Below are 14,659 nucleotides of genomic sequence, written 5' to 3'. Positions count from 1 at the left end.
AATGGTTCTGTATGCCTACGACCTACGCGGAAATATGAAATGAGTTACCAATGGATGGATTCATCACATATTGTAAAGAAACTTTATACTTTAACTTGTTATAATTATATTTATGACAAATTTACGTTCGCAAAGGAGATATGTAATGTACACAATGCTATTGTTTTTGTTCATACTTGTTGTAGGGTTTATCTTAAGTTCTTTTGAAATAACTAGTTTGTTTCTGCCGTTCATTGCTTTCAGCCTAATATTAGCCATAATGATTAGAGGTTTATATTTATTGCACAGTTTGCATAAAACATTTGTGAAAGATAAAAAAACATTAAGTGAAAGAATACTAGAAAAAAGAATCAATAATAAGAAAGACTAAAAAGACTGGGAAATCTCTTCCGATTTTTCTGTTATCACTATAAATGGAACTGCAGTATAAGCAAATACCAATTTTTTTTCTGAGAGTAACAAAGGGAGTTATTTTTAGGAAAAAAGTACTATAAATGTTGGTAAAATAATGGTATGATTACATTAATAGCTTTAATATAAAACAATAATTTCACTGAAACGGCAAACTCATTGAAAAGTGAGGACGCAAAGCTACAGACCTACTGGGGAACCTAAGGTGGCTGAGTTACCAAAGGAATAACTAATCTCAAAGGTTATTTCCAAATGGAAATAGCCTTTTTTTAAACTTTCGTTCCATAGATTTCATTTTCTCCTAACAAGGATCGAGCCATGAAACTATTATATTGTGAGGGACTACTATGATGAAGATTGGACGGTTACCTATAAGCATCCTTATTGTGAGCACTGTATTATTTTTGGGGTGGAGTTACCTATTTAGAGGAAATGAATGGGTTTTATCATTAGGTGTTTGTGTACTGCAAGTCATTGCTGGAGTGCTTAGTTTCTCTTGGTTATATAAAGCATGGAGAAATGTAACCAATAAACAAAGGAACTTTTGGTTACTACTGAGTATGGGTGTATTATTTTACCTTTTCTCTAATCTAATATGGCTTTACTTTCAAATTAGCCATAGGGTCAGCTACTTTACGGACCTTTCCTACTTGCTTTGGTTATTAGCCTATACTTTCTTTTTAGCTGCATTAATTTATAAAACAAAAGAATTAAGCAGGGCCGTTTCAAGAAGCTCTTATATCTTTAATATTATTATATTTATGTTTACAGTAGCGGCGATTAGTATTCACTATTTAATTCAACCAACCATAGAACAATTGGGGAATTCTCTACTATTTACCGTCACTACGATAGCTTATTCTGTGGTAAGCTTAAGCATTTTGTTTGTCACGACAATCCTATATTATCTGACGTTACATAGAAGAGAAAAGGGAGTCATGCTGTACATTATTGTGGGCTTTTCTCTGCAAGTAATAGCGGATTGGGTGTTCGGCTATTTATCCACTACCGGAAGCTACCAGGCAGGAAATATAATTGATCTATTTTGGCTTGTGTCCTTGTTGCTGATTGGGTTTGCTGGTTATTATACGAAGGAGAGTAATACAGAAGCAAAATGGATGATGAAAGATGTTTTTGAAAGAAAAGAGACGATCTTTCCTTATGTAAGTATAGTGATTCTTATGGTTTTGGTCCAGGTTAGTTATCAATGGAATTTCAATGCTCTTAGTTTAGGTCTATTTGTAATTTACCTTGTGGTTATTGGACGTCAACTCAACATTCTGAGTAAGTACAAGAAGTTGATTCGTGAATATAGACATTTGGCTTATCATGACTCACTGACTGGTCTTCCTAATCGAGTAAGTTTCAAAGAAAATTTAGATCAAATCATGGAAAGAAACCATAGTAAGGTAGCTATTTTACTCATGGATTTGGATCGGTTTAAAGTGGTTAATGACACGCTTGGCCATTATATAGGGGATAAGATACTAGTAGAAACGGCTGCACGATTGAAACAGACTTTAGCAATGGACACTCCTATATTTAGATTGGGCGGGGATGAATTTATCATTATCCTACCTGAAACAACGGAAGTGCAATGTTCGAAAGTGGCAGAAACGTTACTAACAGATTTTCAACAGCCATTTTTAGTGAATGACTATGGAATTACCGTAACTCCGAGTATTGGAATTAGTATTTTTCCTGAGCACGGGACTAACAGTGAAGATTTGCTAAAGCATGCGGACGCGGCCATGTATCTTGCGAAGGAAAATGGAAAGAATGGTTTCAGATTTTATACGAATGAATTAAATGAATCCGTAGCTCGAAAAATGGTCATAGAAAATGAGCTATTAAAGGCTATAGAAAGAAATCAATTATCTTTATCTTATCAGCCTAAGGTGGATTTATATACGAGTCAAATTATTGGAACGGAAGCTTTGTTGCGTTGGGAACATCCAGAGTTAGGTCAGGTTTCGCCGGCAGAATTTATTCCAATCGCGGAAGAAACAGGTCAAATAATTCCGATTGGGGAGTGGGTTCTAAGGACAGCATGTAGGCAAAATAAAATTTGGGAAGAAAAAGGATTCTCTCCGTTAGGTATATCTGTAAATGTATCGGTTAGGCAATTACAACATAGTGGATTTTTAAACACTGTTAAGAAGGTTTTACAAGATACAGACTTAAATCCTCAGTGTTTAGAGTTAGAAATTACAGAAAGCATTATGCAAAATATTAGAGAAAGCACGGCCATTTTGACCAGCCTGAAGCAGATGGGTGTAAAAACGTCCATAGATGATTTCGGAACAGGGTACTCATCCTTAAACATTCTTCAAAAACTACCGATTGATATAATAAAGATTGACAAGTCGTTCATTGATGATATTGGAAACACGAATCAACAGTGTATGATAAAAGCGATCATAGATTTAGGATTAAATCTAAATCTTGATATTGTAGCAGAAGGAATAGAACATGAACACCAATTGAAAGTGTTAGCCGAGAATGGGTGTAGTATTGGACAAGGCTACCTTTTTTCAAAAGCGGTTAAGCCAGAGGAGTTTGAAAGAATGCTTTTGCAGAAGATTTCATAGTGGTGGGCATTTGGTTATTCTAACTATAACAAAGTTTAAGACGAAAGGAACCGTTCCTGTTATGGGCGCGGTTCCTTTTCTTTTACTCTGAAAGGAAAAAGGCCATGCATGTATTTCCTCGATTATCCACTATAAGAATCTCTCCATTCTTTTTACAAACTATTTACATACGATTAACACGGATAACTTGGTACCAAGTTATGCTTAAAACAAAGGTAAAGGAGGGACCGGCATGAAGATTGAGTTACATTGTCATACGAATATTTCCGATTGTCCACTGTCCATTGATGAGGTCTTGGAGTTAGCTCTTGCACATGAGGTTACTCATTTGGCAATCACGAATCATGACACAATGAAAGGTCTTGAAGAAGCGATTGAAAAGGGAAAAAGATATGGAATTGAAGTCATTCCAGGCATCGAGATGTCAGGGTTTGACTTTGAAAGAGGTCGGCGTGTACACATTCTAGGGTATTATATGGAGCCTGGTCACGAAGCAATTGAAACCGTTTGTCAACCGATTATGAACAAAAGGCATAGTGCCTCGGAGAAAATGGTCGAGAGATTAGTCGATGCAGGGTATGAGATTACATGGGAGCGGTGTAAGGAATTTGCACATGGTGGAACGGGAGTTTACAAGCAACATATCATGCATGCGTTGATGGAGGCAGGTTATACGGATTCCATTTATGGTCCACTTTATAAAAAATTGTTTCATCGCGGAAAAAATGGAGAAAATCCAGGGATTGCCTTTATTCCGATGGAGTATATGGATGCCAAAACAGCCGTAGAGGCGATTCGTCTTGCGGGGGGAGTGCCAGTGCTTGCTCATCCGGGTCAGTATGGCAACTTTGAAATGGTTCCTGACTTAGTAGATGTGGGACTCCAAGGAATTGAGGTTTGGCATCCGTTGCATCATAGGGAACATGAAAAACAAGCACAACAGCTCGCAGAAAAATATGACCTTATCATGACAGGTGGGTCTGATTTTCATGGGAATTATGGAGAACAACCTGTGCTGATTGGGAGTAGAAGTCCAGGAAGGAAGACTTTTGAAGCGTTACAAGCGAGAAAAGAACGGACGGCAAAAGGGCAATAATGTAATGATGGAGGTAAACCATTCCTATATCCCTTATCAATCAGTCGAAAAAAGAAAGGGAGCTATTAAGTCAGATACCATAACTACAGCTCTATAAAACTTTTACATAATCGTAACCTTAACTTTATATTCGGAAGATACACTCAATATAGGTTCGGTTTTGAAAGGGGCGAAGTCTAGATGTCTGAGAAAACAATGTTAGTAGATCGGTTGATTATGGAGATAAGGGAAGGCAAGTATAAACCGAATGACAAATTGCCATCGGAAAATGAATTAGCCGACTTGTATAAAGTACCAAGAATGGTGATTAGAAAGGCATATGAACAATTGCAGGAACTCGGTTATATTTTTGCGATGCAAGGAAAAGGAAGCTTTGTTCAAAATCAAAAACTGCAAATACCGCTTATTTTAACAGGTGATATCAGCTTTAGTGAAAAAATGAAAGAATTAAAGTATGACTATCAGACCATAAATCTATCCTGCCAAAAAATCCCCTTTGATTCTTCCATCTATCATACCTTAAGAGTAAAAAAGGAAGACACCGTTTATAAGGTTAGTCGATTGCGAATCGTTGAGGGCTGCCCGATTGCCGTACATACATCATTTTTATCTCAATCCCTTTTTAAAAATATTGAGGGAGATGGGACGGAAATCCACTCGATTTTTCAATATTACCGAGAGCAAGGCTACACAGATTTTGAACCAATGCAGAGCCATCTTAACGTCGTTTTTCCAACTAAAACAGAACGAGAAATTTTTAAATGCCCCAGCCTTGTTCCCCTTTTACTGCTAGAATCCGGATGTGTGGATAAGAAAACAGGGGCGGTGCTAGATTATTCAAAGATTATGTATCGAAGCGATTTTTTTACGTATGTAATCTAAAGATGTTGTGAGGTAAAACTCTATGTAATACAATCCCAATTTTAATTGAATAGAATGTTAAAAAATCGGCTATTAAGAAAGGGTCGATTTTTTTATTTGCCAGTCATACTTCCTTTACAAAACCTATACAAACTTAACCGTTCTTTTACGTTCACTGACTTGGCAACAAGGTAGAGTAAAACATGTAGGACAAAGACTTATGGAGGCCTTTAGATGAAAAGAAGAAGAAGAACAGAGATTTTAATTAATGGCTCTCAAAAATTATCTGAAGAGTTGGCCCATATCATCAACGAAACATATCAGGTGAAGGTCATTCAAGAGCCAGAAAGTGGATTAGTGATGTTGAAAGTACGTGAGACTTCTCAAAAAAGTTTGTTTTATCCAGGTGAAGTCTTGGTGACGGAATGTAAGGTTCAAATCGAAGGAACGATTGGAATTGGCATTGTGACAGGAGATCAGCAGGATTTAGCATATAACCTTGCTGTGATTGACGCAGCCTTCGAAGCGGATTTACCTGAAACGAATGGATGGATGGAAGTGCTTGAAAATGAGGAGAAAGTCATTGAGGAACAGAGGGCTGCTGCTAATCAATCTATTTTAAAAACGAAAGTAAATTTTGAAACGATGGATGTTTAATGAGGAGGAAAGGATTTTGAAACTAGATATTGTTCACGACCTTCAATCTGTTTATCGAAAAATGGTGGACTCCACATCAAGACCGGGGCTTATTTCTGATTTGAGGGAAGAAGTGGCTTTCGTTGAAGATGAGGATAAAAATGGTTGCACGGCTTCTCTTTTATTAGCGGCCTTAACCTTATTCGATCAGGAAGTTTCTTTTAAGGTTTTTTCCGCTCAAGCAGACACTGTTTCGAAAACCATTAATCAATTAACCTATGCCAAGCCAACCAAAACAGAGCAAGCTGATTATCTATTAATCCTTCAAGATGCAGAGATGGGATCTCTTGAAGAAGCAATCGCACATGCAAAACCTGGGACGTTAAAAAATCCGCATACATCCGCCACTATCATTGTTGAAGCGGAAGCCGTGACAAGCGGAGAATACCTTCTGTTAAAAGGTCCAGGTATTCAAACAACAGAGTCCGCTTACCTGGACGTAAAAGAAAACTGGCTGAAAAGCCGTCAGGAAAAGAACAAGGAATATCCGTTAGGGATTGATTTGATGTTTATCGATCAACATCATCAGCTCTTATCATTACCTAGAACGACACAAATTACTAGAGATGGGGTGATGTCTGAATGGGATATGTAGCCGTTAAAGGTGGAACGCGTGCGATTGAAGAGTCGATCAAGCGTTTGAAATACGAAAGAGTTCATCACGGACAATCCATAGAGGTTAAGCAAATAAAAGCTGGCATGCGCGGATTGATTGATCAGGTGATGTCGGAGAGCAGTCTATACAATGAGACGTTGGCTTCGTTAGCAATTAAGCAAGCGGAAGGAAACCCAGAAGAAGCTGTCTTTCTATTAAGAGCTTACCGATCTACTGTTCCGCGGAAGCACTATTCTCAAGTGATGGAATCGAATCAAATGCAGGTGGAGCGTAGAATCTCAGCAAGTTTTAAAGATATACCTGGTGGTCAGATTCTCGGTGCAACAACTGATTATACCCATCGGTTGCTTGATTTCGAATTAATGGAGGAAACGGATGAAGTCATCCAGAATTGGCTTCAACGATATCAAAAAGAAAGCGTTCCAGATGAAGAGAATCGCCATCATCAAACATTACCGAAGGTGCTTGATTATTTACGAACAGAAGGCTTAATTCCTCCTTGTGAAGAGAACAATTTAGAACCAGATGATGTGACGAGAGAAAGCTTGGAGTTTCCATCAAGTAGAAGCCAAAGACTTCAAATTTTAACGAGAGGGGAAACAGGTGCTGTCACTTCCCTTGCTTATGCGGTCATCCGCGGATATGGATCATTGCATCCAACAGTTGGTGAGCTTCGCGTTGGTACCTTGCCAGTTACCATTGATCATCCAACAGATGCTGGGGAAGATGACGACGCCTTTTACATTGGCGAGGTAAAAGCCACAGAAGTTGAAATGCTCATGCCGGTTACCGTTGAGAAAGAATACGGGAAAAAGGAAATGGAATTTGAAATAGGTTACGGCCTTGTGTTTGGTCAAAATGAAACAAAGGCAATTGCTATGGGGATTTTAGATAACTGTCTCGAACATCCAAATCCTGACTTTCCAAGCTACAATGAAGAATTTGTCCTTTATCATATTGATTCTGTGGAATCAACTGGCTTTATCTCGCACTTAAAAATGCCTCATTACGTAACATTCCAATCCAAGCTTGATAGCTTGCGTAAAACGAAAAAAGAAGGAACAAAAAATGAGGAAAGACAAGAGGTGACAAGCAGATGAATACAGCTTATAACTTCGCTTTTTTCGACGAAGGTTCCAAAAGAGAAATTAGAAGAGCAACTCTAAAGGCAGTAGCGATTCCAGGATATCAAGTTCCATTTGCATCAAGAGAAATGCCAATTGGAAGAGGATGGGGAACCGGCGGGTTGCAATTAACCTTGTCGCTAATTGGCAAAAACGATGTTCTGAAGGTCATTGACCAAGGATCGGATGAATCGGTGAATGCCGTTAATATAAAAAAGCTCGTTTCGGATACGACTGGGGTGGAAATAACCGAACAAACCGCGGATGCAACCCTAATTCAATCCAGACATAGAATTCCTGAAGTCCCACTTAGGAAGGACCAGATTCTTGTCTTGCAAGTGCCACTTCCTGAACCACTCCGATACTTTGAGCCGAGCGAGAGTGAAACAAAAAAGCTTCACGCTGAGAAGGAGTATAGTGGCGCATGGTTGATGCTGTTTGAACAGATTATGAAATACGGAAGTATGACTACGGACGCGGATCACCCTGTAATGGTTCACAATCGCTATGTGATGGCCCCAAGTCCAATTCCGCGTTTTGATAATCCGAAAATGGATGAAAGTGAAGCGCTCATTCTATTAGGAGCAGGTCGTGAAAAGAAAGTGTACGCGGTCCCACCTTATACAAAGGTCGTATCGCTTGATTTTGAAGATTATCCGTTTGAGCCTGAGTCGTTTGAAGACAAGCATTGCCATTTATGTGGTTCAACGGGGGTATTTTTAGATGAGCTAATAGATGAAGAAACGAATGAACCGTTCTATCAATGTAATGATACAAGCCATTGTATGGAAACATTAAACAAAGTCGAACCATTTGGAGTGAAGTAGGATGGCAGAATTTGAAGCACCGGTTTTATCTATTAAACACTTAAATAAACAGTTCGGATCTGGCTGCACGCATTGTCAAGACGTAGAGTCTCCTTCTTTGGTTAAGAATTATTGCCAGGTATGTGGAACGGTCTATGCGTGCAGGGATGTATCCTTTGATGTTTTTCCAGGAGAGGTTCTTGGCATCGTTGGAGAGAGTGGAAGTGGAAAATCAACGTTAATGCAATGTCTATATTTTGACCAGGAAGTGACCGATGGAGAGGCTTATCTTGCAGACTATCATAATGGGGAGAGAAACCTTTTTCAGGAATCTTCTCAGCAACGACGCTATATTCGTAACAACATAATGGGAAAGGTCTATCAAAATCCTTTATTAGGGTTAAAAATGAGCTTTTCATCGATTGGTAATATTGCCGAGAAGCTCATTGCTGCTGGCAACCAACATGTTGGCATGATGGAAAGCAGGGGCACAGAGCTCTTTAATAAAGTGAATATTCCTGTACACCGCCAAAAAGAAGCTCCGAAAAACTTTTCGGGGGGCATGCAGCAACGGGTTCAAATTGCGAAAGCACTTTCTAACAACCCTCCACTACTTCTATTAGATGAAGTAACGACTGGATTGGATCTTTCTGTACAGGCGAGTGTCCTTGACTTAATTAAAAGTCTGCAACGCGAGTTACATATTAGTATTGTTCTCGTTTCACATGATTTAGGGGTTATCCGCATGCTGGCAGATCGAACATTGGTGATGTTGGAGGGGAAAGTGATTGAGCAAGGTTTGACGGATCAAATCCTTGAGGATCCGCAACATCGATATACTCAACAACTTGTACATTCGTTGCTATAAAAGAAGAACGCCTTGATTATGCATTGTCCAATACCATTTTCATAATAGGAGGAAGTGCCTTGTTTGTGATAACAAATGGAAGATTGATCACCGAAGAAGCGGTTTTACATGGCTATGATCTTTTGATTGAAGAGGACAGAATCACCAAAATCGCCCCAAAGGGTGAAATTGAAATTGACGAACAGATGGAGGTTGTGGATGCGGCTGGAGGGTATATTTCACCAGGCTTTATCGATATCCATTCCGACTACATCGAGCATATGGCTGCACCAAGACCAACCTCACTCATGAGTTTTGACTTAAGTTTAAGGGAAACAGAGAAGCAGCTAATCTCACACGGCATTACGACGATGTTCCATTCGCTTTCTTTGTTTAAAGGGAGTGATTACGAATATAAGCCAATTCGTGAGCCGGAAAATGTTCGGAAGTTTATGGATTTAATTGACGAAACTCATAACAGGAAGCATCTTGTTCGTCACCGATTTCATGCAAGATTTGAGATTGATAATGTGGAAGAGATGGAGAATCTTAAAAACTATATTAGCGAGAACAAGGTCCATTTAGTTTCTTTTATGGATCATACTCCTGGGCAAGGACAATATCGACACCTAGAAATCTACCGAAATACGGTTAAAAGCTACAACAATATAAGCGATGCATCCATTGATGTCCTCATACACAAACACCAAACGAAAGAGAAACTGTCCATCGAAGATATAAAAGAAATTGCTCAACTTGCTCATGACCATCATATTGCCGTTGCTTCTCATGATGATGATTCTCTTGAAAAGCTCGACCTCGTTCATAGCTTTGGAACGACCATCAGTGAATTTCCGATTACCTTGGACGTGGCACAAAGAGCTCAAGAGCTTGGCATGCACACGATTGCCGGTGCACCAAATGTTCTTCTTGGCGGTTCGCATAGTGGGAACTTGGGGGCAGCTGAAGCGATCCAAAACCAATCCATTGATATTTTATGTAGCGATTACTATCCCGCAGCCATGCTCCATGCGATTTTTGAGTTAGTGGAAAAGTATGGTATGGATCTAGTCGACATGATGAAGCTTGTCACAATGAACCCAGCGAAAGCGGTGAAAATGGATGGTGAAATTGGCTCCATTCGTGAGGGAAAGAAAGCGGATCTGCTCATTATTGAAAAAATAACGGACGACTTCCCCGTGATTACATCTGTTTTCGTGGACGGAAAGCTTATTCAAAAGACGAATTATCGGATTTAATGCTGATGAGGCGTGTTTATCAATAAAAAGAAAGCAGGTGAGTGGGTGGAAACCCTTCTAGAGATTAAAGACTTATCCAAATCGTTTGACCTTCATAATTTAGGTAAACATATCAACGCTGTTAGTTGTGTGGACATTCAGTTAAAAGAAGGAGAGTTTGTCGGGATTACCGGGAAAAGTGGAAGTGGAAAATCGACGATTCTAAAATGCATTTACGGAACTTATCGTACCCGGCAGGGGAGCATTTGGTACCATTCCAAGAAATTCGGGCTCATTAATTTAGCCGAGGCAACCGATCAAGAACTGATTTACTTAAGGAAGCATGAAATTGGCTATGTATCTCAATTTTTAAATGTCATGCCAAGAACAACCGCCAGACAGCTTGTGAGACAAGCCATTCTTGAAAAGGGGGGTGATCATGAATTGGCGGAAAAAGAAACGGAGAAGATCCTGGAACATTTTGAACTGGAACAAGAATTATGGGACAGTTATCCAACCACTTTTTCCGGGGGGGAAAAGCTCAGGCTTAATATTGCTCGAGCGATGGTGAAAAAGCCGAGGCTGTTGCTGCTAGATGAACCGACGGCAAGTCTAGATCATGATTCTAAGCTAAAGGTTAAGCTACTCATTGAACAGCTTATAAATGAAGGGACAACGATGCTTGGAATCTTTCATGACCTGGAGTTTATGAATCATTTATGTGATCGCGAGTACAACATGCAAAGTGGCGTTTTCTCTCCATCTACTAGTTTTACCAACTCTTAAAAATAGTTTAAACAAGCTTAATAGTAGATTGACAATTAGTTGATAAAGTATGGAAGTGAAGAAATAAAAAATGAGTGAGGAGTTTGATGATGAAAAAAACGTTAATAGCTTTACTCTCTTTCAGTATGTTAGTTATTTTTTCAGGTTGTTCCTCTTCTGCTGGAGCAACAGATGAAAAAGATACTCTTACTATCGCCTGGCTTCCAAATGAATCTGGGTCAGATCTTACAGAAGCTCGTGATGAAATTGGAAAAGTAATCGAAGAAAAAACAGGCAAAAAGGTAGAGCATCAAACAACAACAGACTACATTGTTGCAATTGAGGCAGTGGCAAATGGAAATGCGGATATGGCTTTCTTAGGAGCGCAAGGATATATTGAAGCACATAACAAAAACGAAAAAGTTCTTCCGTTAGTTGTCCCTACTGGTGAGTCCGGTACTTTAGAAGATGCGGTTTATTATAGTTGGTTAGCAGTAGATAAAGCAAATATCGATTCCTATAAAAATGGTGATGAGTTTGAGATTGATAACATTCAAGGCAAGAAATTCTCCTTTGTATCAAATAGTTCAACATCAGGTTTTAAAGTGCCATCAACAGGAATCGTGGATTACTTCGGTCAAAAGGAAGAGTTCAAAGATCTAACGACGGAGGATTTGCTAGAGGGTGGCGAAGGTCAATTCTTCAGTGAAGTTTTATATGGAGGTTCGCATCAAGGCTCTGCCGTCAATCTTCTATCAGGTAAAGCAGATGTAGCGGCATTCTGTGATACATGTGTGAACAATTACGTGGAGCTTTCTGATGGAGAAGTAAACAGACCGGGTGCGGTTTATAAAGTAAAAGAGGATGCAGCAGAACCATTTGATACGGTTGTAGGGAAAGAATTTTCGCTTATCTCTGTTACTCCGGTATTAAATGCACCATTTGTAATCAATACAGAGACGGTGGGCGAAGACCTTCAAGCGGAATTACTTGAAGTAATGACATCGGATGATATAGCGAACAACGAAAAGGTTTTCGTTCCAGAGGATTCTGAGTTTTCGGGTTTATTTACAAAATCAGCAGATGAGCGTTTAGTGGAAGTGGAAGATGAGTGGTTCAACCCAATTCGTGAGCTTTCGAAATAATGAGCCAAATAATAAGGAGAGTTAACCTATGACAGCCTTGTTAGAAGTAAGCCATGTGTCCAAACAATTTGGTAGTGATACGAAGGCGTTATCGGATGTTAGCTTTTCTGTTCATGAAGGAGAGTTTGTTTCGATAATCGGTCCATCAGGGGCGGGGAAATCGACTCTTCTTCGTTGTATCAACCGAATGATTGATGCAAGTAGCGGAGAAATTACATTCGATAACATGAGCGTGATAAACCTCAAGAAAAAAGAATTAAAAAAGGTTCGTACAAAAATCGGGATGATTTTTCAGCACTATAATCTAGTCAATCGTTTAAGTGTCATCGAGAACACCCTCCACGGTAATTTAGGGAAAAAATCAACATTGGCAGGGGTGCTCGGTATTTATAGTCAAGAAGAAAAAGGGCAAGCTGCTCAAATTTTACAAGCCCTTGGGTTGGATGAGCATATGTTTAAGCGTGCGGATCAATTGAGTGGAGGCCAAAAGCAACGAGTCGGAATCGCTCGTGCTCTTATCCAAAATCCTCGAATGCTTTTGTGTGACGAGCCGATTGCCTCTCTTGACCCCAATTCAGCCAAGATTATCATGGATCACTTAAGAGATATTACAAGCACAATGGGCATTACCGCTTTAGTGAATCTGCACCAAGTGGATGTGGCAATGAAGTATTCGGATCGAATCATTGGGATTAATCACGGACAGGTGGTCTATAATGGTTCGCCTCAAAACATAACAAGCGAAGATATTCAGCGTATTTATGGTTCGGAAGCAGAAGATCTTCTTTTTGATATAGGAGGCATCCATGCAAGCTGATTACTTTTTAAAAAAGAGGCGGAACTCACTAGGTTTCCTCTCTATGTTAGGAGTTGTCACGGTCCTAGCTATTATGATTACGGAGTACAATGTCGTCCAGGGCTTTGCTTCGCTTCCAAAGGCAGTAGTATGGGGCTTGGGGAACTTTTACCCAACAGGGGAATCTTTAACAAAGCTTCCTGATATTTTGGAGAAGCTTATCGAAACTTTGTTGGTTTCGATTGCAGCAACGACTATAGGGGCTTTATTTGCCTTACTATTTGCCATTATCGGATCAAATACGACGAGGATCAATGCCTTTTTTGGAAGTATTAGTAGAGGGGTTGCCACCCTCTTTCGGAACATTGATGTGGCTGCCTGGGCGATGATTCTACTATTTTCATTTGGTCAGAGCTCATTAACCGGTTATTTTGCTTTGTTTTTTGGTTCGTTTGGATTTTTAACGAGAGCTTTTGTTGAAACAATCGATGAAGTCAGTGGAGGCTCCGTTGAAGCGTTGAAAGCGACCGGTGCTAGCTACTTTTCTATTATCTCTCAGTCAGTCATTCCATCTAGCCTTCCCCAAATGATTAGCTGGATCTTATTTATGATTGAAACAAATTTAAGAAATGCCACATTGATTGGTTTGCTCACTGGCTCAGGAATTGGCTTTACCTTTAATCTGTATTATAAAAGTTTGAATTATGATGTCGCCTCTTTGGTTGTCATCGCCATCATCGTGGCGATATTATTCATTGAATCTGTATCGAATTACGTAAGAAGGGTGATTCTATAATGGAAGTAAAGGAACAAGTGACTCCGACGAATCAATTATTGAAGCCTCCCCTACAGAAACAGATCAGAATAAAAACGTGGACGAAATCCACTGTGGTAATAAGAAGTACCCTTGTAATCCTAGCAGTTCTGACGGTGTACGCGTTTTTTAGTTTCGACTACAAAGATATCGATTTTGGTGAAGCGGTAATAGCTACCGTTTCAAACCTTAAAGCGATGTTTGTCAGGCCACATTTGGAGCATTTCACGTTTTCCCACGCACTTTATCAGGTTTTTATAACATTAGGTTTGGCTTTTTTAACAACTTTGTTTGGTGCGATTATCGCTGTGTTTTTAGGATTACTTGCTGCTGAAAACTTAACCAATAAACGAGTTTCTACGGTGATTAAGGGAGTCGTTGCTTTTATAAGAGCAGTGCCAACGGTTTTATGGGTATTAATCTTTGCGGTGGCAGCAGGACTAGGAAGTGTAGCGGCTGTCATAGGGATGACGTTTCATTCGGTAAGCTATTTAGTGAAGGCTTATTCGGAGTCCTTTGAGGAATTAGATAATGGGGTCATCGAAGCCCTTCAAGCGAGTGGGGCAAGCTGGTGGCAGATTATCTTTCAAGCTGTCATCCCATCATCGCTCACTTACATGATTTCGTGGACGTTCCTTAGGTTCGAAATTAATTTCGCGGTTGCTATCGCGATGGGAGCAGCAGCTGGTGCAGGTGGAATCGGCTTTGACATGTTCATGGCCAGCAGTTTCTATTTAGATATTAGAGAAATAGGGGCAATCACTTATTTCATTTTAGCCATTGCTATTCTGCTTGAAGTGGTAGCCATCCAATTCAAGAAAAAACTTAAGGTCAATGAGTAAGGAAGCAGAGG

Annotated in this window: 14 protein-coding genes and 1 riboswitch; all 14 genes read left to right on the top strand. The window is 39.6% G+C overall.

Annotated elements, in window-relative coordinates; all coding sequences use genetic code 11:
• Positions 1–550: 550 nt before the first annotated feature.
• Positions 551–633, top strand: a riboswitch (cyclic di-GMP riboswitch).
• A 125-nt stretch (positions 634–758) separates the two neighbouring features.
• Positions 759–3,002 (top strand): EAL domain-containing protein, encoded by a 2,244-nt coding sequence (locus KO561_RS19450; RefSeq protein WP_231094960.1) that lies wholly within the window; start codon positions 759–761, stop codon positions 3,000–3,002.
• A gap of 232 nt (positions 3,003–3,234) precedes the next feature.
• Positions 3,235–4,098, top strand: coding sequence for a PHP domain-containing protein (locus tag KO561_RS19445; protein ID WP_231094959.1), 864 nt, complete (start codon positions 3,235–3,237; stop codon positions 4,096–4,098).
• 180 nt (positions 4,099–4,278) lie between these two features.
• Positions 4,279–4,980 carry a GntR family transcriptional regulator gene (locus tag KO561_RS19440; protein ID WP_231094958.1) on the top strand — a complete coding sequence of 234 codons (702 nt, stop codon included), beginning with the start codon at positions 4,279–4,281 and terminating at the stop codon, positions 4,978–4,980.
• A gap of 213 nt (positions 4,981–5,193) precedes the next feature.
• Positions 5,194–5,616 carry a phosphonate C-P lyase system protein PhnG gene (gene phnG, locus KO561_RS19435; protein WP_231094957.1) on the top strand — a complete coding sequence of 141 codons (423 nt, stop codon included), beginning with the start codon at positions 5,194–5,196 and terminating at the stop codon, positions 5,614–5,616.
• 16 nt (positions 5,617–5,632) lie between these two features.
• On the top strand, positions 5,633–6,250 hold the full coding sequence (gene phnH / locus KO561_RS19430; protein WP_231094956.1) for a phosphonate C-P lyase system protein PhnH: 618 nt from the start codon (positions 5,633–5,635) through the stop codon (positions 6,248–6,250).
• Positions 6,238–7,371: a carbon-phosphorus lyase complex subunit PhnI gene (locus KO561_RS19425; RefSeq protein ID WP_231094955.1), complete on the top strand. Its 1,134-nt coding sequence runs from the start codon at positions 6,238–6,240 to the stop codon at positions 7,369–7,371. Before phnH ends, KO561_RS19425 begins: the two co-directional genes overlap by 13 nt.
• Complete coding sequence (locus KO561_RS19420) at positions 7,368–8,222, top strand: alpha-D-ribose 1-methylphosphonate 5-phosphate C-P-lyase PhnJ (protein ID WP_231094954.1); 855 nt, start codon at positions 7,368–7,370, stop codon at positions 8,220–8,222. Before KO561_RS19425 ends, KO561_RS19420 begins: the two co-directional genes overlap by 4 nt.
• A gap of 1 nt (position 8,223) precedes the next feature.
• On the top strand, positions 8,224–9,069 hold the full coding sequence (locus tag KO561_RS19415; protein ID WP_231094953.1) for an ATP-binding cassette domain-containing protein: 846 nt from the start codon (positions 8,224–8,226) through the stop codon (positions 9,067–9,069).
• 59 nt (positions 9,070–9,128) lie between these two features.
• A complete protein-coding gene (gene phnM / locus KO561_RS19410; protein WP_231094952.1) occupies positions 9,129–10,307 on the top strand; it encodes a phosphonate metabolism protein PhnM in 1,179 nt (392 codons plus the stop codon).
• 45 nt (positions 10,308–10,352) lie between these two features.
• Complete coding sequence (locus KO561_RS19405) at positions 10,353–11,072, top strand: phosphonate C-P lyase system protein PhnL (RefSeq protein ID WP_231097290.1); 720 nt, start codon at positions 10,353–10,355, stop codon at positions 11,070–11,072.
• A gap of 89 nt (positions 11,073–11,161) precedes the next feature.
• Positions 11,162–12,196: a phosphate/phosphite/phosphonate ABC transporter substrate-binding protein gene (gene phnD / locus KO561_RS19400; RefSeq protein WP_231094951.1), complete on the top strand. Its 1,035-nt coding sequence runs from the start codon at positions 11,162–11,164 to the stop codon at positions 12,194–12,196.
• Between the two features lie 28 nt (positions 12,197–12,224).
• On the top strand, positions 12,225–13,013 hold the full coding sequence (gene phnC / locus KO561_RS19395) for a phosphonate ABC transporter ATP-binding protein (RefSeq protein WP_231094950.1): 789 nt from the start codon (positions 12,225–12,227) through the stop codon (positions 13,011–13,013).
• A complete protein-coding gene (locus KO561_RS19390) occupies positions 13,003–13,788 on the top strand; it encodes a PhnE/PtxC family ABC transporter permease (protein WP_231094949.1) in 786 nt (261 codons plus the stop codon). Before phnC ends, KO561_RS19390 begins: the two co-directional genes overlap by 11 nt.
• The gene (locus tag KO561_RS19385) at positions 13,788–14,648 is read left to right on the top strand and encodes a PhnE/PtxC family ABC transporter permease (RefSeq protein ID WP_231094948.1); all 861 of its coding nucleotides are present in this window, start codon (positions 13,788–13,790) and stop codon (positions 14,646–14,648) included. The genes KO561_RS19390 and KO561_RS19385 overlap by 1 nt, the downstream gene beginning before the upstream one ends.
• The last annotated feature ends 11 nt before the right edge of the window (positions 14,649–14,659 follow it).

This window comes from Radiobacillus kanasensis, assembly GCF_021049245.1.
Classification (GTDB): Bacteria; Bacillota; Bacilli; order Bacillales; family Amphibacillaceae; genus Radiobacillus; species Radiobacillus kanasensis.
The sequence above is the reverse complement of the archived record's forward strand: the minus strand, read 5'-3'. Positions and strand labels throughout refer to the sequence as shown.

What these genes read in the sequence shown, in the direction of transcription:
- KO561_RS19450 (WP_231094960.1), top strand. Translation starts at nt 759, where the DNA reads ATGATGAAGATTGGACGGTTACCTATAAGCATCCTTATTGTGAGCACT.
- KO561_RS19445 (WP_231094959.1), top strand. Translation starts at nt 3,235, where the DNA reads ATGAAGATTGAGTTACATTGTCATACGAATATTTCCGATTGTCCACTG.
- KO561_RS19440 (WP_231094958.1), top strand. Translation starts at nt 4,279, where the DNA reads ATGTCTGAGAAAACAATGTTAGTAGATCGGTTGATTATGGAGATAAGG.
- phnG (WP_231094957.1), top strand. Translation starts at nt 5,194, where the DNA reads ATGAAAAGAAGAAGAAGAACAGAGATTTTAATTAATGGCTCTCAAAAA.
- KO561_RS19425 (WP_231094955.1), top strand. Translation starts at nt 6,238, where the DNA reads ATGGGATATGTAGCCGTTAAAGGTGGAACGCGTGCGATTGAAGAGTCG.
- KO561_RS19420 (WP_231094954.1), top strand. Translation starts at nt 7,368, where the DNA reads ATGAATACAGCTTATAACTTCGCTTTTTTCGACGAAGGTTCCAAAAGA.
- KO561_RS19415 (WP_231094953.1), top strand. Translation starts at nt 8,224, where the DNA reads ATGGCAGAATTTGAAGCACCGGTTTTATCTATTAAACACTTAAATAAA.
- phnD (WP_231094951.1), top strand. Translation starts at nt 11,162, where the DNA reads ATGAAAAAAACGTTAATAGCTTTACTCTCTTTCAGTATGTTAGTTATT.
- phnC (WP_231094950.1), top strand. Translation starts at nt 12,225, where the DNA reads ATGACAGCCTTGTTAGAAGTAAGCCATGTGTCCAAACAATTTGGTAGT.
- KO561_RS19390 (WP_231094949.1), top strand. Translation starts at nt 13,003, where the DNA reads ATGCAAGCTGATTACTTTTTAAAAAAGAGGCGGAACTCACTAGGTTTC.
- KO561_RS19385 (WP_231094948.1), top strand. Translation starts at nt 13,788, where the DNA reads ATGGAAGTAAAGGAACAAGTGACTCCGACGAATCAATTATTGAAGCCT.